The 18798-nt window shown below is 51.1% G+C and carries 16 protein-coding genes; 6 read left to right on the top strand and 10 right to left on the bottom strand.

From position 1 onward, the window contains the following. Position 1: 1 nt before the first annotated feature. Complete coding sequence (locus ACG2F4_RS11400; RefSeq protein ID WP_395260820.1) at positions 2–1000, bottom strand: hypothetical protein; 999 nt, start codon at positions 998–1000, stop codon at positions 2–4. 140 nt (positions 1001–1140) lie between these two features. Here ACG2F4_RS11400 and ACG2F4_RS11395 point away from each other — a divergent pair, with 140 nt between their 5' ends. Next, entirely contained in the window at positions 1141–2283 is a 1143-nt protein-coding gene (locus ACG2F4_RS11395; protein ID WP_395260818.1) for a hypothetical protein, read from the top strand. A gap of 385 nt (positions 2284–2668) precedes the next feature. Beyond that, positions 2669–5353, top strand: a complete 2685-nt coding sequence (locus ACG2F4_RS11390) for a PAS domain S-box protein (protein ID WP_395260817.1) — start codon at positions 2669–2671, stop codon at positions 5351–5353. Positions 5354–5417: 64 nt separating this feature from the next. Here the strand turns inward: ACG2F4_RS11390 and coaBC are convergent, their stop codons facing one another. The 7 genes from coaBC to ACG2F4_RS11355 all read right to left on the bottom strand — a co-directional run bounded on the left by coaBC (position 5418) and on the right by ACG2F4_RS11355 (position 11484). After that, the gene (gene coaBC / locus ACG2F4_RS11385; protein ID WP_395260815.1) at positions 5418–6620 is read right to left on the bottom strand and encodes a bifunctional phosphopantothenoylcysteine decarboxylase/phosphopantothenate--cysteine ligase CoaBC; all 1203 of its coding nucleotides are present in this window, start codon (positions 6618–6620) and stop codon (positions 5418–5420) included. A gap of 3 nt (positions 6621–6623) precedes the next feature. Continuing rightward, on the bottom strand, positions 6624–6917 hold the full coding sequence (locus tag ACG2F4_RS11380; protein ID WP_395260814.1) for a DNA-directed RNA polymerase subunit omega: 294 nt from the start codon (positions 6915–6917) through the stop codon (positions 6624–6626). A 12-nt stretch (positions 6918–6929) separates the two neighbouring features. Then, positions 6930–7520 carry a guanylate kinase gene (gene gmk / locus ACG2F4_RS11375; RefSeq protein WP_395260812.1) on the bottom strand — a complete coding sequence of 197 codons (591 nt, stop codon included), beginning with the start codon at positions 7518–7520 and terminating at the stop codon, positions 6930–6932. An 88-nt stretch (positions 7521–7608) separates the two neighbouring features. Next, positions 7609–8490 carry a YicC/YloC family endoribonuclease gene (locus ACG2F4_RS11370; protein ID WP_395260810.1) on the bottom strand — a complete coding sequence of 294 codons (882 nt, stop codon included), beginning with the start codon at positions 8488–8490 and terminating at the stop codon, positions 7609–7611. 161 nt (positions 8491–8651) lie between these two features. Next, on the bottom strand, positions 8652–9998 hold the full coding sequence (glmM, locus tag ACG2F4_RS11365) for a phosphoglucosamine mutase (RefSeq protein WP_395260808.1): 1347 nt from the start codon (positions 9996–9998) through the stop codon (positions 8652–8654). 118 nt (positions 9999–10116) lie between these two features. After that, a complete protein-coding gene (locus ACG2F4_RS11360; protein ID WP_395260807.1) occupies positions 10117–10674 on the bottom strand; it encodes a cob(I)yrinic acid a,c-diamide adenosyltransferase in 558 nt (185 codons plus the stop codon). 192 nt (positions 10675–10866) lie between these two features. Then, positions 10867–11484, bottom strand: a complete 618-nt coding sequence (locus ACG2F4_RS11355) for an IMPACT family protein (RefSeq protein ID WP_395260806.1) — start codon at positions 11482–11484, stop codon at positions 10867–10869. 241 nt (positions 11485–11725) lie between these two features. Here ACG2F4_RS11355 and ACG2F4_RS11350 point away from each other — a divergent pair, with 241 nt between their 5' ends. The 3 genes from ACG2F4_RS11350 (at position 11726) to ACG2F4_RS11340 (ending at position 15285) form a co-directional block, all read left to right on the top strand. Continuing rightward, positions 11726–12424, top strand: coding sequence for a succinate dehydrogenase cytochrome b subunit (locus ACG2F4_RS11350; RefSeq protein WP_395260805.1), 699 nt, complete (start codon positions 11726–11728; stop codon positions 12422–12424). A gap of 79 nt (positions 12425–12503) precedes the next feature. Then, entirely contained in the window at positions 12504–14423 is a 1920-nt protein-coding gene (locus tag ACG2F4_RS11345; protein ID WP_395260803.1) for a fumarate reductase/succinate dehydrogenase flavoprotein subunit, read from the top strand. Between the two features lie 97 nt (positions 14424–14520). Then, positions 14521–15285 (top strand): succinate dehydrogenase/fumarate reductase iron-sulfur subunit, encoded by a 765-nt coding sequence (locus tag ACG2F4_RS11340; protein WP_395260802.1) that lies wholly within the window; start codon positions 14521–14523, stop codon positions 15283–15285. Between the two features lie 350 nt (positions 15286–15635). On the opposite strand, the gene hisS is transcribed toward ACG2F4_RS11340, so the two are convergent. Together hisS and ACG2F4_RS11330 are read right to left on the bottom strand one after the other, a co-directional pair. After that, positions 15636–16913, bottom strand: a complete 1278-nt coding sequence (hisS, locus tag ACG2F4_RS11335) for a histidine--tRNA ligase (protein WP_395260801.1) — start codon at positions 16911–16913, stop codon at positions 15636–15638. Positions 16914–17088: 175 nt separating this feature from the next. Further along, positions 17089–18075: an NAD(P)H-quinone oxidoreductase gene (locus ACG2F4_RS11330; RefSeq protein ID WP_395260800.1), complete on the bottom strand. Its 987-nt coding sequence runs from the start codon at positions 18073–18075 to the stop codon at positions 17089–17091. A gap of 68 nt (positions 18076–18143) precedes the next feature. On the opposite strand from ACG2F4_RS11330, the gene ACG2F4_RS11325 reads away from it, so the two are divergent. Then, the gene (locus tag ACG2F4_RS11325; protein ID WP_395260798.1) at positions 18144–18791 is read left to right on the top strand and encodes a PIG-L deacetylase family protein; all 648 of its coding nucleotides are present in this window, start codon (positions 18144–18146) and stop codon (positions 18789–18791) included. Positions 18792–18798 lie beyond the last annotated feature (7 nt).

Below are 18798 nucleotides of genomic sequence, written 5' to 3'. Positions count from 1 at the left end.
ATCAATAGTTGATTTGGGGAGGTTGAATCAGGAAGAGTCCCTGCTTTTTAAAGCCGGGCAGTTTTTCTCTCAGCCACTGCAGGGCCGACTCGTCGGCCATGATAATGGCTACCGGGTGGGCTTGCTGACGGGCTTGTGTTGAGAATGTTTCGAGCTTTTCCTTGAAGAACGATTCCCCTAGATTTGAGTTCAAGATGACGGCGTCATTGACGTCGATGAAGGTGATATTTTTTTGGGATGCGGTTTCCGTGATCGGGGCCGCATCCTGAGAAGAAAGCACGGAAGCCTGCCGGAAGTTGAGAATTGGTGTATTTGGGGGAACGTGCTCAAGCAGAGACAGGGATGGCAGTGGAGTCGGAGTTTCGGGGTTCTCCTTCTCCATCTCTGGCTCAATCCAGTAGCAGACATGGGGGTACTCCGGCTTGATCTCCTGGACTTGCCGGCGTACCTCTTCGGGACTGGAAACCTGCAGAGCTATCGGGATCGGCTCTCCAAACCGGATAACCGATTCAACCATCTCCGCTGACGGCTGCTCGCTGAACGCGATGATAATGCTCGCGATGTTGCGGTCCAGTACCAGCTTGTCATCCGTTCTGAGCGAAAGAGATCGAAAAACGGTGCCCTTGTAGGTTAACTGGATCAGCATGCGTTCCTCAGGGAGGTTGACTCTGGCCGGAGTCCCTACCGCCAGGGGATGAAAAATACGGTTCAGCTCGGCGTGGAGCAGGGTTTTTGAAAATCCCGGGGGCAGATCGATGTAATAGGTTTTACGGACCAGGGCGGAATCAACCGGCCGTGTTTCCGTGCTGAACTGGGTACGGTTAATATTGAATTTTTGGAGTGTACTGACGATCAGGGAGTCGGCCTGTGCGAAATTTCGGAGCCGCGTGGGCGATCCCTCTTCGGAATAAAACAGCATTGCACCGCTGGTTATACATGAGATGAGCAGCAGCAGGGCTATCAGCCTCTTTTTTGTTTTCCCGTCGGTGTTGGTATCCAATTCACTGTAGATTTATTTGAGAGCTCAAAAATAGGTGTTATTGTGGTGTAAATCTACGTATTTAGGAAATGAAATTTGAGAAAAGCAGGCAGTGTCTTACATTTATCATGCCTTGAAAAATTGGAAATACTACAGATATCATGGCTTTTAATGTTGTGAAGGTGCAAACAGAAAAGCATATTGATGCTTTTCATGAGTTGCCTTTTAGAATTTACCGGGATAACCCCTACTGGGCTCCGCCATTTCGATTTGAACTCGAGAACATTTTTGATCCCGAGAAGAATGATTTTTTTAAAACCGGGGAGTGTGAGCGTTTTATCGTACAGAACGGTGCACGGGTGGTGGGCCGGTTTGCCCTGATGAACACCCCGGAGCGGGATAAAGTGCTGGAGCCCAAGATGGGCGGTATCGGGTTTATTGAGATGGAAAATAATGCTGAGCTGGCGCACGAGATTATCGATTTTTCCCGCCGGTGGCATCAAAAGCGGGGGTACCGGGCGATGAGGGGACCCATAAATTTTGGGGAAAATGATACATACTGGGGACTGCTGGTCGAAAATTTTGAACATCCCAATATCTACGGTATGTATTACCATCCGCCCTACTACAAGGACCTGCTGGAGCAGACGGGGGGTCAGAAACTGGACGATCACTGGAGCTACATCCGTTATTTTGACAAGCCGGTGCCGGACCGCATGGTCAAGATCACCGACCGTATTGAGCGCAAGCCCGGCGTTGAACTCCGCCCGATCGACATGAATAATATCTACCGGGATGCCCAGTACATGCGTGAAATTTATAACGATGCATGGAGCAACCAGGAGATCCCGGAACGGGAGCAGGAATTTACAGAATTGACGGAAGAGACCATCAACAGGCTGGTCCGGAAACTGAAACCGGTGCTCATCCCGGAAAGCGTGCTGCTGGCATTTGTAGATGGGGAACCTGCTTCATTTATTGTGTGTGTACCCGATCTGAATGAGGTTTCGAAAGAAACGGGCGGACGGCTCCGGTGGTGGCATTATCCCAAGCTTTTTTGGTTTAAACGACGCGCCAGGCATCTGCGGACGCTGGTATACGGGACCCGTCCGAAATTCAGGAAGATGGGGCTGGAGGCGCTTACATTTACCCGGGGGATACAGTATACAAAAGAAGCGGCTCCATCAATGAAATACCTGGAGGGGGCTTGGGTCAGTGAAAAAAACTGGCTTATGCAGCGCAGCCTGGAGGCGCTGGGATGTAAACATCACAAAACGCACAGAACGTACAAGTGGGAATACTGAATTTCCCGAATATCATTATCATCTACAGTATCGACGACAGATTGCGAGGCTATTGAAAGACCAAGCGGGGTACATTCCGTGCCGCTTCAGGGCCTCGATGCGAGCCTTGTGTGGAGACGAGCCGCAGGCGCCACGCCCTGCCGACGGTCTTGACAGGGATTAATAACGTTATTATCGGGGGATAGTAGCGTATCGCCGGGAGGACGTCCACTCTCTCAGGAATGCTGTGTCGGTGAATGCATTAATAAAATGAACGTTGGTACAAAAGGATTAAAAGTATTTAACGGGAGAAACATAACGGGTCGTAAACGGCTAAAAAATAGTTATGCAGATCCTGTCAAAGGTATATCAGCACACAATTCAATATTAAGTTTATTATCGTAAGATGGAGAACGAGGCCCTGCTCTTTGAGCGGCATCCAAACCCCATGTTGCTCTATGATATGGATACGCTCAATATCCTGAAAGTCAATCACGCCGCCGTCCAAAAGTACGGTTATTCAGCTGATGAATTTACACAGCTGAACCTGGAGGATATCCGGCCTGAAGAGGAGATCGAGAGGCTGCACCATACCCTGGAACACCTGAATGAAGGATTGAACAGCAGCCGCGTGTTTCGTCATAAAAAGAAAGATGGGGAAATTTTTCATGTCCAGGTTACCTCGCACGCTTTTCCATACAAGGGATACCGCTCGCGCCTGGTGTCGGTGCTGGATATTTCAAAAGAGGTAAACGCGCGGATGGAGGTGGAAGAGGCCTACCGGGAGCTGGATCATCTCATCCGGGAAAATCCACTTGCGATGATCAAGTGGAACAGCAGGCTGGAAGTGGTTGAATGGTCAAAACGTGCAGAGGAGCTCTCGGGGTATCCCGGCGACGAAATGCTGGGGAAAAGATTGTCTGCAATGGATCTGTTTTCCTCTGAAGTAAAGCAGAAACTGGAACAAAGATTCCGGGAAGTAAAGGGCGGGCGACCGGCCCGGCAACTGGATACGCGAATCACCCACCGCGGGGGAACGCAGGTCGACATCCGTATTCACGCCTCGGTACTCCGCGACGAGGAGGGAGAAGCCCGGATGCTGCTGACATTCGTCGAAGACATCTCACAAGAAAAACAAGCGGAGCAAAAGCTTTCGCGGCAAAATGAGATGATCCGTTTTGTCAATGAGCTTTCCAGTTCGGTGGGGAATCTGAACCATTACGACCAGGCCCTGAAGATGGCGGTCAAGAAGATCTGCGCGTTTATCGACTGGCCGGTGGGACATGTATACCAGCGAGCCAATGCGCAGCGTTTTGAGAGCACGGATATATGGTACCTTAAGGACCCCGACCGGTACCAGGCGATCGTGGACCTGTCAAAAGAAACAGATGTTGAGCCTGGCAAGGGATTCCTGGGGGCGGTTATCAACCGGGAGCAGCCGCTGTGGCTGAAAAATCTGGAAGCCCACAAGGAAACGTTTATCCGTCAAGAACTGGGAAAATCGCTCCCTGTAAGCACCTGTTTTGCCTTCCCCGTGAAGGTGCAGGACGAGATTACGGTGGTACTGGAATTTTTCAGCGAGCATTCGGTGGAGATGCAGCCGGAGCTGATGGAGATTATGGCGACTGTTGAGAGTCAACTGGGACGTATCCTTGAACGCATACGTGTTCGGGAGGAGCTGGAACTCAGCGAACGAAAGTACCGCAAACTGTACGAACGGGCCAATGACGGCATTTTGATTCTCAAGGGGCGCAATATTGTTGACTGCAACAGCAAAATGGAGGAGCTTTTTGAGTGCTCCCGGGATGAAATTATCGGGCAGACGCCCTTTGTCTTTTCCCCGGCGGTCCAGCCAGGCGGGAGCAAATCTGACCGCAAAGGTCGTCAGTATTTGCGCAAAACACTTAACGGGTCACCCCAGGTATTTGAGTGGAAACACGTTACCAAAAAGGGGCGATTAATCGATACGGAAATAAGCCTGAACAAGATCGTGCTGCAGGACGGGGTCTACATCCAGGCGATCGTGCGGGATATCACCCGCCATAAACAGGCCGAACAGGATCTGAAACGAAGTGAGGAGCTTTTCCGGAACCTCTTTTTGCGGGCGCCGGTAGCCATGATAATGGTGGACCGGGACAACCAGGTAAAAATGATTAATCGAAAATTCGAGCAGCTGTTTGGCTACACGGAAGATGAACTGGCGGGAGAGGATATCGATGACTTTATTGTTCCGGAAGAAGAGGCGGCCGCGGCCCCTAAAATGCCGGGACAGGAAATATTGGGAGAAGATTTTATCAAAGAATTTACCCGTATTACGAAGAATGGAGACCCGGTTGACGTGCTGGTGGGAGCGATACCGGTATACCTGGAGGGAGAACCCCTGGCGGGATTTGGGATCTACATCGATATCAGCGATCAAAAAAATGTTCAGCGAAAACTGCAGAATTCACTGAAGGAGAAAGAGATACTGCTCAAGGAGATTCACCACCGCGTAAAGAATAACCTGGCGATTACATCGGCCCTGTTACAGTTGCAGGTTCTCAATGAGAAAAATGAAGATGTGGCCGATATTCTGGGGGACAGCCTGCTCCGAATTAAGACGATGGCCCTGGTGCATGAAACCCTCTACAAGACCGAGAATTTTGCTCATCTGAAGCTAAGCAGCTATATAGAAAAGCTGATCGGTTTTAACAATGAAGTGACCTCTACCGCGGACAAGGATATCGAGATCAACCTGGAGGTGGAGGATATCAATCTCAATATCAACCAGGCGATCCCCTGCGCGCTGGTGTTGAATGAATTTGTAACGAACGCCTTCAAGTACGCTTTTGAGGGAAAGAAGAGGGGCAACCTGAATGTACGTATCTGGGAAAAGAATTGTAAAGTGCATGTGGTGGTGGATGATAACGGAATCGGCCTGCCAGACAATTTCGAGGAACTGCGGCGGGCTTCCATGGGGATGACCCTGATCGACCAGTTAACGGACCAGCTGGAAGGAGAACTCCATATTGACTCCGAAAACGGCACCACTTTCGAGCTGATCTTTGAGAAGATGAGTACCACGGGATCGAGCAGCCATTTTCTACAGTAATACCTTCCGTAACCTGATCGAAATCTGGGCCAAACCGGGCAATTAAAACTGTGACAGTGTACTGCTATTTTGAATTAAAAATGAGATCCAGGATCTCCCGGGCCAGCTCTTTTTTTGAGCCGCTGAGTTGCTCTTGCCGGCTGTTTCCAAGTAAAAGGACGGCGTTTGTATCAACGGCAAACCCAGCTCCGGGTTCAGTGAGCGAGTTGGCTACAATCCAGTCAATATTTTTTTCATTGAGCTTGCGGGAGGCGTTTTCGAGCAGGTTTTCCGTCTCCATGGCAAACCCGATCAGTACCTGTCCGTCTCGCTTTTTATGACCCAGCCAGGACAGGATGTCGGGGGTGGAGGTGAGCTTGATCTCCGATTCTGCTTGCTCCTTCTTTACTTTTTGCTCGTGATACTCGGAAGGGGAAAAATCGGCAACTGCCGCCGACATTATGACAATATCAGCATCAGCATACGTTTTAACCGCCTCAAAAAGCTGCTGGGCAGTTTCAATTTCGATCGTCTCCATTCCGGCTGGAGGGGAGAGCTGCACCGGACCGTGAATAAGTATCACTTCAGCTCCCAGCTGCCGGGCGGCCTCGGCCATGGCAAAGCCCATTTTTCCGGTGCTGGGGTTCGAGATAAACCGGACAGGGTCGATATGCTCTCGCGTGGGACCAGCCGTCACCAGGACGGTTTTGCCGGCCAGGACTCCCCCCGTATAGACGGAAGAGATCAATTCAGTGGAATACTGCAGAATCTGCTGGGGTTCGGGCAGACGTCCCTTGCCCTCCAGGCCGCTGGCCAAGTAGCCTTCTTCGGGTTCAAGGACGTGGTAACCCAAATTATGTGCTTGTTCTAGGTTTTTCCGTGTGGCGGGTGCCTGGTACATCTCCCCGTCCATCGTCGGGCAGATCAGGATCGGGCAACGCGCTGCCAGTACCGTTGAGGTGAGCATATTGTCGGCAAGCCCGTGCACAATTTTTGCCAGAGTGTTGGCGGTACACGGCGCAATTACAAAAAGGTCGGCCCATTCCCCCCATTGAATATGGCGCGTCCAGGAGTCGCCGGAATCTGAACTGTCGGGAAAAATATCGACCGCGACGGGGTGCCTGGAAAGGGAGGAAAAAGTTTCGGCACCAACAAAACGCGTGGCCGAGGGGGTCATGGCAACACGAACCTCGGCCCCGGCCTTCTGAAATTCGCGCAAAAGAATAGCAGCCTTGTAGGCTGCTATTCCACCGGTTACGCCCAACAAGATGCGCTTGCCGGAAAGCATATGTTAATCCTCGTCCTGAGGATAACGGAAATAGATTTCGCCCCGCTTCATCTCCTGAACGGCACGCTGGGTGGGATGGGGCAGTTTTTCAAACTCCTTGGAAATGTTTTCCTGCTCTTCGTTGAAGGAAAATTCATCGTCATCTTCGAACCCTTCAAAGTATTTCAGCTTTTCATCCAGTTGAAGTTTCTCCTGGGCGGCAAGCTGACGAGACCGCTTCGACATGATAACAATCAGTTCATACTGATTGCCGGTATCTTTGTTCAGCTTTTCAACATCTAATGTTTGTATGGACATAAAACTACTCGGTTAGCGGATAAAGTTGGTGACAATTTGTTTGACCTGGCTATACGCTTTATCCAGGTCATCATTAATAACAACGTGGTCGAACTCATCGGCGTATTGCAGTTCTTTTTGCGCTTCTTTCAGCCGAATTTGAACCTCCTGTTCGGTTTCCGACTTTCGATTGCGCAGCCGCTGTTTGAGCTCTTCCAGCGAAGGAGGCTTGATAAAAATAGCAACACTGCCGGGGCCGTACATCTTTTTGACATTCAAAGCCCCTTTGACCTCGATATCAAGCAGAGGAAAATAGCCAGATTCCACCAGTTTATCAACTTCTGAACGCAGGGTGCCGTACCGGTTTTCTCCATAGGCTTCCCATTCGAGGAATTCACCCCGTTCCACCCGCCTGTCAAACTCTTCATCGCTCAGGAAAAAATACTCCCTGCCGTCCTGTTCGCCCTCCCGCGGAGAACGGGTGGTGGCAGAGGTTGAAAATTTTACGTTGTCGATATCATTGAGCAGCTTATTCGCGATTGTGGTCTTTCCCGCCCCACTCGGCGCTACAATGATAATTACTTTACCTTTTTTGTTTTCCCGGGAGGTCATGGTCTTATACAAAAAGTTATCTGTTTGGCAGCATTCAGCACTGAATCTGTCCAGGGGTGTGTTGTTCCGACTTCATAAGCATTCGACATTCATTGAGTCGCTATTCGATATTCTGCACCTGCTCACGGATCTGTTCGAGGTTTTCTTTGGCGTGAACCACATGTTTTGATATTTCAGAACTGTTGGCTTTGGAACCGATGGTGTTGATTTCGCGGTTAATTTCCTGGGAAAGAAAATTGAGACGACGTCCCACCGATTCCTCCTGTTCGAGCGCCTCCCTGAAAAATTTGAGATGTGATTGCAGCCGGACGATCTCTTCGGTGATATCCATTTTGTCAGCAAGGATGGCCACTTCCATCTCCAGCCGTTCCGGGTCCAGCGCATCATCATCAATCAGGTCGTCCAGCCGTTCCTTGAGCTTTTCACGCGCCTCTTCTGCGCGGTCTTTGGTGAGTACGGCGATTTTATTGAGTAGTTCTTCAATATTGGAAACCCGACGGTGCAGGTCTTTTTCCAGCTGCCGCCCTTCCTGCCGGCGCATCTGGTTCAGCTGCACGATGGCTTCTTCGGTGGCTTCGCGGGCAAGATGCCATATTTTCTCGATCGTCTCCTCATCCTGTTCGCGACTCACAAAAATGTCGTTGAATGACATGAGATTGCGCAGGGTCACCGGTTCGTCAATATTTGCGGAGTCTCTGAGCTCTTCCAACAGCCGTTTGTAGCCTTTAACCAGCTCCTCGTTGAAGGTGACCTCGGGCTGCCCGGTTTGTGCCTGGTTGAGGCGGATATTAATATTCAGTTTACCCCGGTTTATTTGCGCTTGGATAATTTCTTTAAGATCCAGTTCCCTCTCCTGGATCTCCTGTGGCAGGCGGATGGAAAGATCGAGATATCGGCTGTTTACAGCGCGAATTTCAGCGGTTAGCGCGAACCCGTCTGCCGAGGCCTCGCCACGCCCAAAACCAGTCATTGATACTATCATGGAAAATTGACTTGAGGATAAAATTTACAATTAAAAGAAATATTGAATCTAAAATAAAAAAGCTGCAGGCAGATTGAAATTTAAGATCAAAATATACAACGAGCGTTGACCATGCCCCATCCGAGGGGACTTTTCTCTCCAGCAAGGGAGAACTGTTACTTTTACTTTAATACCTCTTTTTTAACTCGTCCTCCAAGCTCATCGGCCATTTCACGGGTTTGGGCCTCGGCATAGACCCGGATGATCGGTTCGGTATTTGATTTTCGCAGGTGAACCCATCCTTCGCTGAAATGAATTTTCACCCCGTCAATAGTAATGAGTTTTTGATCGGCATAGCGCTCCCGGGCCCGCTCAAGCACCTGGTCACCGTCAATTCCGTCGAGCTGTAGTTTTTTCTTGCTGATATGGTATTTTGGCAGCTGCTGGTGGTATTCGGCCAGCGTTATGCCTCGTTCTGCCAGCATCTGCAGTATCATGGCGACTCCCACAAGGGCATCCCGGCCGTAGTGCAGGTCCGGATTTATCACACCGCCGTTGCCTTCGCCCCCGATCACCGCATCAATCTCCTGCATTTTCTTCACTACGTTGATTTCTCCCACAGAAGAGCGGTGACAGGTCTGTCCATATTTTTGAGCGATGTCGTCCACCACCTGCGAGGAGGAAAGGTTGGTGGCCACAGGGCCTTTGTGCCGGGCAAGCATAAAGTCGATTGCAGCTGCCTGCGTATTTTCTTCGCCGAACAGTTCACCGGTATTGGTCACCAGTGCCAGCCGGTCGGCATCGGGATCGGTCACAATACCCAGGTCACATGATTTGTTTCGTACCAGGGCACAGATATCCTGCATATGTTCGGGCAGGGGCTCGGGATTGTGCGCAAAGATACCGGTGGGGGCCGCATTAATTTTGTGAATGGTATGAACTCCCAGGGCATCCAGCAGGGGGGGGAGGGCGACAGCCCCGGTCCCGTTTACCGGGTCGATCGCCACGGTGAAATCAGCCGCGGCGATTTTGTCAGGATTGATGTAGGGGAGATCGAGAATCTTTTCGATATGCTTTTCAACCGCATGCTTGTCGGTAAATACCGACCCGATCGTTTCATACTGCTGGTAGTTGAAGGTTCCCTTTTCCGACAGTTCAATAACCTGCTGGCCCTGGTCGGAATCCAGGAATTCACTTTTCTCATTCAACAGCTTCAGGGCGTTCCACTCGGCGGGATTATGGCTGGCGGACAAAATAATGCCCCCATCGGCATCCTGCTCGAGTACCGACATGGCTACGGTGGGCGTGGGCACGACTCCCACTTTGACAACATCGCATCCCACGGCTTGCAGCGTTGAGCAGACGATGTCCTCGCATAACGGGCCGGTAACACGGGTATCGCGGCCGACGACGACAGTACCGCGGTCGATCCATGTGCCGTAGGCGGCCGTAAACCGGGCAAGATTTTCAGGAGTTAAGTCGGTACCAAAAATGCCCCGGATGCCCGAGACTGAAATCATTAAGGCCATATTTTTGTCTTGAGTTTTGTGTTGTGTGTTTTTCGTCTTGAGTCTTGAGTCTTGAGTCTTGAGTCGTGGGTCTTGGGTCTGGGTATTCAGTTTTTGTTGGTGGCCGGGAAGGTCCAAGTTATTCCTGCTCACCCCGGTCCGGTTTCCAGGGGATTTCCGGGATCCCGGCCTGTTGGTTTTCGTAGCGAGCTGCCACAAAGAGGAGGTCCGACAGCCGGTTCAGGTACTTAATCGTGAAATCAGAAACCGCTTCCTGTTCGCTGCACCGAACGACCGAGCGTTCGGCCCTGCGGCAGATGGTGCGTGCGACGTGCAGGTGAGCTCCACCTTTTGCCCCGCCGGGTCGGACAAAGTTTTTTAGTGCCGGTAGTTCGTTCTGCATTTCGTCGATCATGGTTTCAAGATATTGGAGGTGACGTTCATCAAGCCGCTCAATACGCGGTTTTGCCGAAGGAGGAGTGGCAAGATCGGCTCCCAATATAAACAGGTGCTCCTGTATATTCGTCATCACTTCGGTTCCTTTCTCAGAAAGTCTGGCACTCAGCGCCAGGCCGACCCAGGCATTCAGCTCATCCACGGTTCCATACGCCTCGATCCTCAAGGACGATTTTGACACCCGGTCGCCACCGTAAAGGGAAGTATCCCCCTGGTCACCTTGTTTTGTATAAATCTTCATAGGATCTGATTGTTGAATTTGAGTAAGCTAAAGTAAGGAGCGGTTACCAGAGTTTCAGCTCCAATTTGGGATTGGGATGATGTCCGGGTTTTGAACCCGGATTGGTTAAGAAACCGGGAAACAGGATGTTGATATTTTCAGGAGGCTGTGGCAATACTTTATCCCCTGGCAAAACCCGGGGTAAAGCATAAGTTATTGATGAATCACGAAACTTTCTCCCAGTATTTCATATTGAATTTCCAGGTGCACCATCTTGTCCAGCTTCCGGGTAAGCTGATCCGATTTGTCCAGAGGCGATGCGAGTACAAGGGTTACGGCGGCCAGGTAGGTGGCGTCCAGTTCAGTCAGGTCAAAGCTTGAGGCGAGCTGATCGATCTCATTTTGTCGATGGTAGGGATATCGCAGCTCGATGTTAAGTGTGGGAATGAGCGTAAACAGGTCCGCCTTCTCGGCGCAGCATCGGGCGGTGTGCCCGTAAGCCTCGATCAGCCCAGACGTTCCCAGGTTCGTGCCCCCGTAATAGCGAACGACTACCAGGCCGGCATTGACCAGTTCAGCCGACTTGAGCTGGTTTAGAATCGGGAGTCCGGCGGTTCCACGAGGTTCCCCGTCATCCTGGGCGAACTCCTGTGGATCGGTGGGGTCAACCCGGTAGGCGTAGCAGTGATGCGTCGCGTCGGGATACCGGGATGTGATACCGGAAAGCTGCCGGCTAAATTCGTCTTTGGTTTCCGAGGGAAAGAGGTGTCCGATAAATTTTGAGCCTTTCTCCCGAAACGAGGCGGTTGTTTGTTTGGCTACAGTCTTCAACAGTTGGTTAAATGGTGAAAAGAAGGTTGTCGATCAGTTTTATCTACAAATAACTGATCCCAATTGTCAAATACCAAAACCCAATTTAGACTTTTTCTTAATAAGTGGTTTATAATTATTTGAGGCATCTGATCTTGCCTTTTTAGTTATTTCGCTACATTTTCAGGCGTTGGGAAGAGGGGTTCAAACGCGACGTTTGGGCTTACCTATTTTAAGAAGAAAAATCACCGATCAGATTGCAATGCCATCAATTTTACAAGCGCTAGAGTCACAAGTTGGTAGAAAAATTTTAACCGGAGTTACAGGTATTGGCCTTATTCTTTTTATTATCGGGCACCTGATTGGAAATCTGACGATTTTTGGGGAACCGCAGGCCTTTAACGAATACACCTATGCCCTTGAAAGTCTTGGGTGGATCTTGTACCTGATTGAAGCGGTGTTGGTCGTGGGCTTTCTGCTGCACGCCTATCTCGGGGTTTCGATCTGGTTGAAACGCCGGAAATCCCGGCCGGAGGGATATGAAGAATACAACAGTAAAGGGGGAGCTAGTCATGTTAGCTGGGCTTCCAAAAGCATGATCTTTACCGGTATCGTCCTCTTTCTGTTTTTAATTGTTCACCTGGACTCGTTTAAGTTCGGGGCTACCGAGACGGTAATGATCGACGGTGAACCGGCGCGCGACCTGAAGGCGCTGGTAGTGGAAAAATTTCAAAGTCCGCTTTACGCCTTCGGCTATACATTTGTGATGATTCTTTTGGGCTTTCACCTAAAGCATGGCTTTTGGAGCGCATTTACCTCTCTGACGATGAAGCATACCAGGTTTTCAGGTCTTATTTATACCGCGGGGATCATCTTCGCTGTTTTGATGGCTGTGGGCTTTATCTTTATCCCCTTGTACATCTACTTTACCGGTGGATCGGGCGCATTATTATCACCTTGACAGAGCGCGGATGAAATGGGTTCGGGTGCAGAGCCCTGCCTTTATCATCAGCGTTCCAAAATAAAATGGAGTTTAATTCATGAACCTAGAGTCAAAAGTTCCTTCGGGACCGTTAGAAGAGAAGTGGTCCAATCATTTGAATGACATCAAACTCGTTGCCCCGAACAACAAGCGAAAGCATAATGTCATTGTTGTGGGAACGGGTCTGGCCGGTGGATCTGCGGCAGCCAGCCTGGCTGAACTGGGGTACAACGTGCAGAGTTTTTGTATCCAGGATTCGGCACGGCGAGCGCACAGTATCGCTGCCCAGGGAGGAATTAACGCGGCCAAAAACTATCCCAATGACGGGGACAGTATCTGGCGCCTGTTTTACGATACGATCAAGGGAGGCGACTACCGCTCGCGCGAGTCCAACGTGTATCGGCTGGCCCAGATCTCCAACGAAATTATTGACCAGGCCGTGGCGCAGGGCGTACCGTTTGCCCGCGAATACGGCGGATTGTTGGCCAACCGGTCGTTTGGCGGCGCCCAGGTTTCCAGGACATTCTACGCCCGCGGGCAGACCGGCCAGCAGCTTCTGCTCGGTGCCTACCAGGCGATGATGCGCCAGATCCATGAAGGCAAAATTGAATATCATCCGCGGCACGAAATGCTGGACTTGGTCTTGATCGACGGCAAGGCGCGTGGAATTATTACCCGCGATTTGGTTTCCGGGGAGATAAAACGGTGGATTGCCGATGCCGTAGTGCTGGCCACCGGGGGCTATGGAAACGTGTTTTACCTTTCCACAAATGCCAAAAATTCCAACGTAACGGCGGCCTGGCGCTGCCATAAACGGGGAGCTGCGTTTGCCAATCCCTGCTATGTGCAGATTCACCCCACCTGCATCCCGGTATCGGGAGATTACCAGTCCAAGCTCACCCTGATGAGCGAGAGCCTTCGAAATGATGGCCGGGTGTGGGTACCCCGCGACAAGAATGATGAACGTCCTCCCAATCAGATACCGGAAGAGGACCGGTTCTATTATCTCGAGGAGCGATATCCCAGCTTCGGGAACCTTGTGCCCCGCGATGTCGCCTCGCGAAATGCCAAAATGGTTTGTGACGACGGCATGGGCGTGGGACCCACGGGGCGTGCGGTTTACCTCGATTTTCGGGATGCCATTGAACGCGACGGCAGGAAGACGATCGAGGAAAAATACGGGAACCTGTTCGAGATGTATGAGAATATCACCGGGGATGATCCCTACGAGGTTCCGATGCGGATCTTCCCGGCTGTGCATTACACCATGGGCGGTCTCTGGGTGGATTATAACCTGATGAGCAATGTACCCGGCCTGTTTGTCGCCGGCGAAGCAAACTTTTCAGATCACGGCGCCAACCGGCTTGGCGCAAGCGCGTTGATGCAGGGACTCTCTGACGGGTATTTTATCATTCCTTACACCATCGGCAACTATATTGCCGGCAACGACCTGGCGGAAGCGGATACTCGTCACGATGCGTTTGACGAGGCGGCCCGGAATGCCCAAAACCATATTGACAAGTTACTGAATGTGAACGGGGAGAAAAGTGTGATCGAGTATCACCGCGAGCTGGGCCAGATTATGTGGGACAAGGTGGGCATCGCCCGGAACGAAGAGGGTCTGAAAGAAGCAATCAGCCAGATTCGGGATCTGCGGGCGGACTTCTGGCAGAATGTTCGCGTGCCCGGGGAGGCAACCAACTACAATAAATATCTCGAATTTGCCGGGCGTGTGGCTGACTTCCTTGAACTCGGCGAACTGATGGCTGAAGATGCGCTTGACCGTGATGAGTCGGCTGGCTGCCACCTGCGGGAAGAGCATCAAACCGAAGAGGGAGAAGCCCTCCGAAATGACGAGGAGTATTCTTATGTCTCGGCATGGGAGTTTAAAGGCCTGAATGGACAGCTGGTGGAAGAGCTTCACAAAGAAGATCTTGAATTTGAATATGTAGAACTGAAACAACGCAGTTACAAATAACGGAATTGAACAGAGTTGACGCGGATTCAACGTAAATCGCAAATACGCTCGATCCGTAAAACGATGAACCGCGTTTCCTGATAAAAATATTTTAATTATGGCAGAGACAATGACCATACATCTGAAGATCTGGCGGCAGGAAGGTCCTGACAAGCCGGGCAAGCTGGTTGATTACACCCTGGATAATGTCAATGAGCATATGTCTTTTCTGGAGATGCTGGATGTGTTGAATGAAAAGCTTGTTGCAGAGGGCAAAGTACCTGTTGAGTTTGACTATGACTGCCGGGAGGGAATTTGTGGGTCCTGTAACCTGGTGATCAACGGAACGGCCCACGGTCCCAAGGCGATGACTTGTACCTGCCAGCTGCACATGCGCAACTACGACGACGGCGACACCATTGTGGTGGAACCGTTCCGGGCCAAAGCATTTCCCGTAATCAGGGACCTGGTCGTAGATCGCAGCGCCTTTGACCGAATTATTGAGGCCGGGGGGTACGTCTCTACGAAAACGGGTTCGGCACCGGATGCCAACGCCATTCCGATCGAAAAAGCGACAGCGGACACCGCTTTTGACTATGCGACCTGTATCGGGTGCGGGGCCTGCGTTGCGGCTTGTCCCAACTCATCCGCCTCACTTTTTACGGGAGCGAAACTTGCTCACCTGAATCGGCTTCCCCAGGGCGAACCTGAAAAGAAACGGCGAACAGTGGCGATGGTTGAACAGATGGAGAAAGAAGGATTTGGCGACTGCTCCAACTTTGCCGAGTGCGAAGCGGTTTGCCCGAAAGGGATCTCAATCTCTGCTATCGCCGAAATGCGACGAGATTATATGAAAGCGGTCTTTGCAGGAGAAGAGGTATAAAATTAGCGAATGTAAAGGCTTCTAACCTGCATTCCCGCGAGAATAATTTTGAATCATTGTAATACTATGAATTACAATGATTTATATTGATTTCCCGACCGAAAATACTATGGCAGGGTTAGCGGACTTTGAAATTGGCACATCTGCTGCGTTGAATTTGGGGATCGCCCGCTCAAGGTATCAGCATACGTCTTGCTCTCGCTTGCGATTACTACTTCGCCTTGCATAAAAACCAATTTTTTGGTGAGAAATGCAGGTTAAATCCCGCTTTTTGTAAAATCCCCTGTTGTTCCTGCTGTCCTGGTTCAAGAGGTCGTTGAAAAATTTTTTTGCACACAAACCTCTTTAATCTACTCCTGTGGATCCAGTTTCTTTTCAAGCCTGTCCAGGATCTCCTCAACTGGAAGCTGCGTTTCTTCACTGGCCTCCATGTCGCGAAAGGTGAATGTTCCTTCATTCAGTTCATTTTCTCCCACTATAATTGTGTAACGGGCGTTCTCCCGGTCGGCATCTTTCATCTGTGATTTGATGGAGCGCCCGGCATAATCCATGGTTGCGGAAAATCCCTCCTGCCGAAATATGGGCAGTTGCTGAAGCGCCCAGCTGCGAGCTTTGTCTCCGATGGTAACAATGTAGAGGTCCACCGATTTGGGTTTCGAAAGCTTGATACCGAGCTCATCACAAGCCAGTATTAACCGCTCTATTCCCGCTGCGAATCCCACGGCAGGGGTCGGTTGCCCGCCTACTTCCTCAACCAGAAGATCGTACCGGCCACCGCCCGCAAGGGCATCCTGGGCTCCCAAATCGGGGCTGACCAGTTCAAACGCCGTACGGGTGTAGTAATCGAGTCCCCGCACGAGGTGGGGATCTTCGTCATAGGCGAGCCCCAGTTCATCCAGGTACTGCTTAACCTTGCGGTAATGGTCAGCCGATTCTTTGTTCAGGAAATCCCCGATCACAGGCGCCTCGGCAACCAGCGTCTGATCTTCCTCCTCCTTGGAATCCAGGATTCGCAGCGGATTTTTTTCGAGACGGTTTTGAGAAACCTGGCTCAGCTCATTCTTGTGAGGGGTGAAATAGTCAACAAGCGCTTTCTTGTAGGCATCGCGGCTTTCGGGATCGCCGACCGAGTTGATCTTCAGACTGGTGTTGGTGATTCCCACCCTTTCATAGACGCTCATCATAAACGCCATGCACTCCACGTCGGCGATGGGATCGTCGCTGCCCAGTATTTCGGCACCGAACTGGTGAAACTGGCGCTGGCGCCCTTTCTGCGGTTTTTCGGCGCGGAACATCGGCCCGATGTAGTACAGGTTTTGGGTGCCGCCGCGCTGCTCGAGGTGATGCTCTACAAACGCCCGAACCACGGGAGCGGTACACTCCGGGCGGAGCACGTACTGGTCGTCGCCCCGTTCAAAAGCAAACATCTCTTTCGAGACGATATCGGTAAGCTGGCCAATGCCGCGGGCGATCAGCTCGGTCTGTTCCAGTATGGGGGTGCGAATCTCCTCAAAATTAAATTTCTGAGCTTCTTCGTGGATAATTCGTTCTATCGTTTGCCACTTTTCAACTTCTCCGGGCAGGATGTCTACCATTCCAACGTGAGTACGGTATTTGGGTTGCGCCATGAATAAGTACTTGTAATAATATTTGTTCAATTAGCTGGTCAAAGATAACAGAGGCTGGGGAGAATATCTTGTAAGAAAATTCAAATGGGCGGGTGGCATAAAATGCAACGTTTACCGACCGGGAGTGCTACAGGGTAATTGGGTTTTCGCTTTATTAATAGTGCACATCCCTCTTCTACATCCCCGTAAGCACAATTTTGCCTGTATTCTTATTTTCAGCCATCCGCTGGTGGGCCTCTTCTGCCTCCCGCCAGTCGTATACTGAATCGATTACGGGGTGGATGATACCCTGTTCAAACAGGGGTAGTGCCCGGTTGGAAAATTCGCGGGTCAGTTCAATTTTGTAGGCATTCGACCGAGCCCGCAGGGTGGAGCCCCTGATCGACAAGCGCCGGGAAAGGATCGGGATGAGGTTCATCCTGGTTACTTTTGTACCTCCGAGCATTGCGAGCAGCACCAGTCGCCCGTCTTCTGCCAGCACGCTGATGTTCTGATTCCAGTAGGAAGCGCCAACAAAGTCGAGGATCAGGTCTGCAGCATGCTTGCCCAGCTCCTGCTCCACCTGTTGCGCCCAATCATTCCTCTTGTAATTATAGGTAAAATCGGCGCCGAGCTCCCGGGCCGTTTCCAGTTTGCGCTTTTTACCGGCTGTGGCCAAAACCCGGGTATTGAACAGGTGGCGGCACAGTTGGATAGCGGAGGTACCGACGCCGCTGCCGGCTGCATGGATTAAAACGGTCTCGTTTTCACGGATCTCTCCCACCCATTTCAGGGCCTGGTACGCTGTTAAAAATGTTTCCGGGATCGCCGCCGCTTCCGTAAATGACAGGTTCCCGGGAACCGGCATCGCCATATCGGCGGGAATGACGCAGAATTCGGCATAACCGCCGCCCGGCAGCAGGGAAAATACAAAATCATCGGGATGCCACTCCGATACTTCGGCCCCGATTTTTTCCACGATGCCCGCCATTTCCAGTCCCAGGATATTGCTGGCACCCTCTGGAGCAGGATATTTTCCCTGCCGTTGCAGCAGGTCTGCACGGTTGAGGGCAGTGGCCTCAATTTTGACAAGTATCTCATGGGGATCAGGCTCGGGAGTGGCTACATGCCGGATCTCCAGCGATGATTTTTTACCGGGATTTATGACGTTGATGGCTTTCATGCAAATCGGTACCTTCCTTCTTTTGGTGATGGCTCAATCAAACATACGCAAATAGAGAATTTTTTGACATGACAGATATTACCGGGCTTAATAAAGTATTGGTGCTGGCTCCCCATACCGACGACGCGGAGCTGGGGTGCGGGGGCACGATTGTGCGAATGCTGGATAACGGCGTGGAGGTGCATGTCGCCGTATTCTCCACGGCCCGTGCCTCTTTGCCACCCGGCAGCGATCCGGATCTGCTGCGAAAAGAGTTTAACGCCGCAATGGATATTCTAAATATTCCGGGGGAGCGCCGGTATGTTTATGACTACCAGGTTCGAAAACTCAACTATTCCCGACAGGAAGTGCTGGAAGAGCTGGTTAAGTTGAAGAGGAAAATTGAGCCTGAAATGGTGTTATTGCCCTCGGGAAGCGACCTGCACCAGGATCACCAGGTCGTCAATAAAGAGGGCCTGCGGGCGTTTAAGGAAATTACCGTCTGGGGATATGAGCTGCCGTGGAACCACATCACGTTTTCTGCCCAGGCGTTCGTCACGTTGACAAAAGAGCAGATCGACAAGAAATGGGAGATCTTGACGGTGTATGAGTCACAGGTAAAAAAGAATCGAAACTACTTTACAGAGGAATTCATCAGGGGACTCGCAAAAGTACGGGGCGTGCAAGTGAAAGCGGATTACGCCGAAGCGTTTGAAGTCATTCGCGTCAAGTGGTAAAAAAGCG

It is taken from the genome of Halalkalibaculum sp. DA3122, assembly GCF_043951865.1.
In the GTDB taxonomy this organism is placed as follows: Bacteria; Bacteroidota; Rhodothermia; order Balneolales; family Balneolaceae; genus JAMQKA01.
This window is presented reverse-complemented; position numbering and strand designations above follow the sequence as displayed.

Coding starts and splice junctions, on each gene's coding strand:
- ACG2F4_RS11395 (WP_395260818.1), top strand. CDS start 1,141: ATGGCTTTTAATGTTGTGAAGGTGCAAACAGAAAAGCATATTGATGCT.
- ACG2F4_RS11390 (WP_395260817.1), top strand. CDS start 2,669: ATGGAGAACGAGGCCCTGCTCTTTGAGCGGCATCCAAACCCCATGTTG.
- coaBC (WP_395260815.1), bottom strand. CDS start 6,620: ATGCTTTCCGGCAAGCGCATCTTGTTGGGCGTAACCGGTGGAATAGCA.
- ACG2F4_RS11380 (WP_395260814.1), bottom strand. CDS start 6,917: ATGTCCATACAAACATTAGATGTTGAAAAGCTGAACAAAGATACCGGC.
- ACG2F4_RS11370 (WP_395260810.1), bottom strand. CDS start 8,490: ATGATAGTATCAATGACTGGTTTTGGGCGTGGCGAGGCCTCGGCAGAC.
- glmM (WP_395260808.1), bottom strand. CDS start 9,998: ATGGCCTTAATGATTTCAGTCTCGGGCATCCGGGGCATTTTTGGTACC.
- ACG2F4_RS11360 (WP_395260807.1), bottom strand. CDS start 10,674: ATGAAGATTTATACAAAACAAGGTGACCAGGGGGATACTTCCCTTTAC.
- ACG2F4_RS11350 (WP_395260805.1), top strand. CDS start 11,726: ATGCCATCAATTTTACAAGCGCTAGAGTCACAAGTTGGTAGAAAAATT.
- ACG2F4_RS11345 (WP_395260803.1), top strand. CDS start 12,504: ATGAACCTAGAGTCAAAAGTTCCTTCGGGACCGTTAGAAGAGAAGTGG.
- ACG2F4_RS11340 (WP_395260802.1), top strand. CDS start 14,521: ATGGCAGAGACAATGACCATACATCTGAAGATCTGGCGGCAGGAAGGT.
- hisS (WP_395260801.1), bottom strand. CDS start 16,913: ATGGCGCAACCCAAATACCGTACTCACGTTGGAATGGTAGACATCCTG.
- ACG2F4_RS11330 (WP_395260800.1), bottom strand. CDS start 18,075: ATGAAAGCCATCAACGTCATAAATCCCGGTAAAAAATCATCGCTGGAG.
- ACG2F4_RS11325 (WP_395260798.1), top strand. CDS start 18,144: ATGACAGATATTACCGGGCTTAATAAAGTATTGGTGCTGGCTCCCCAT.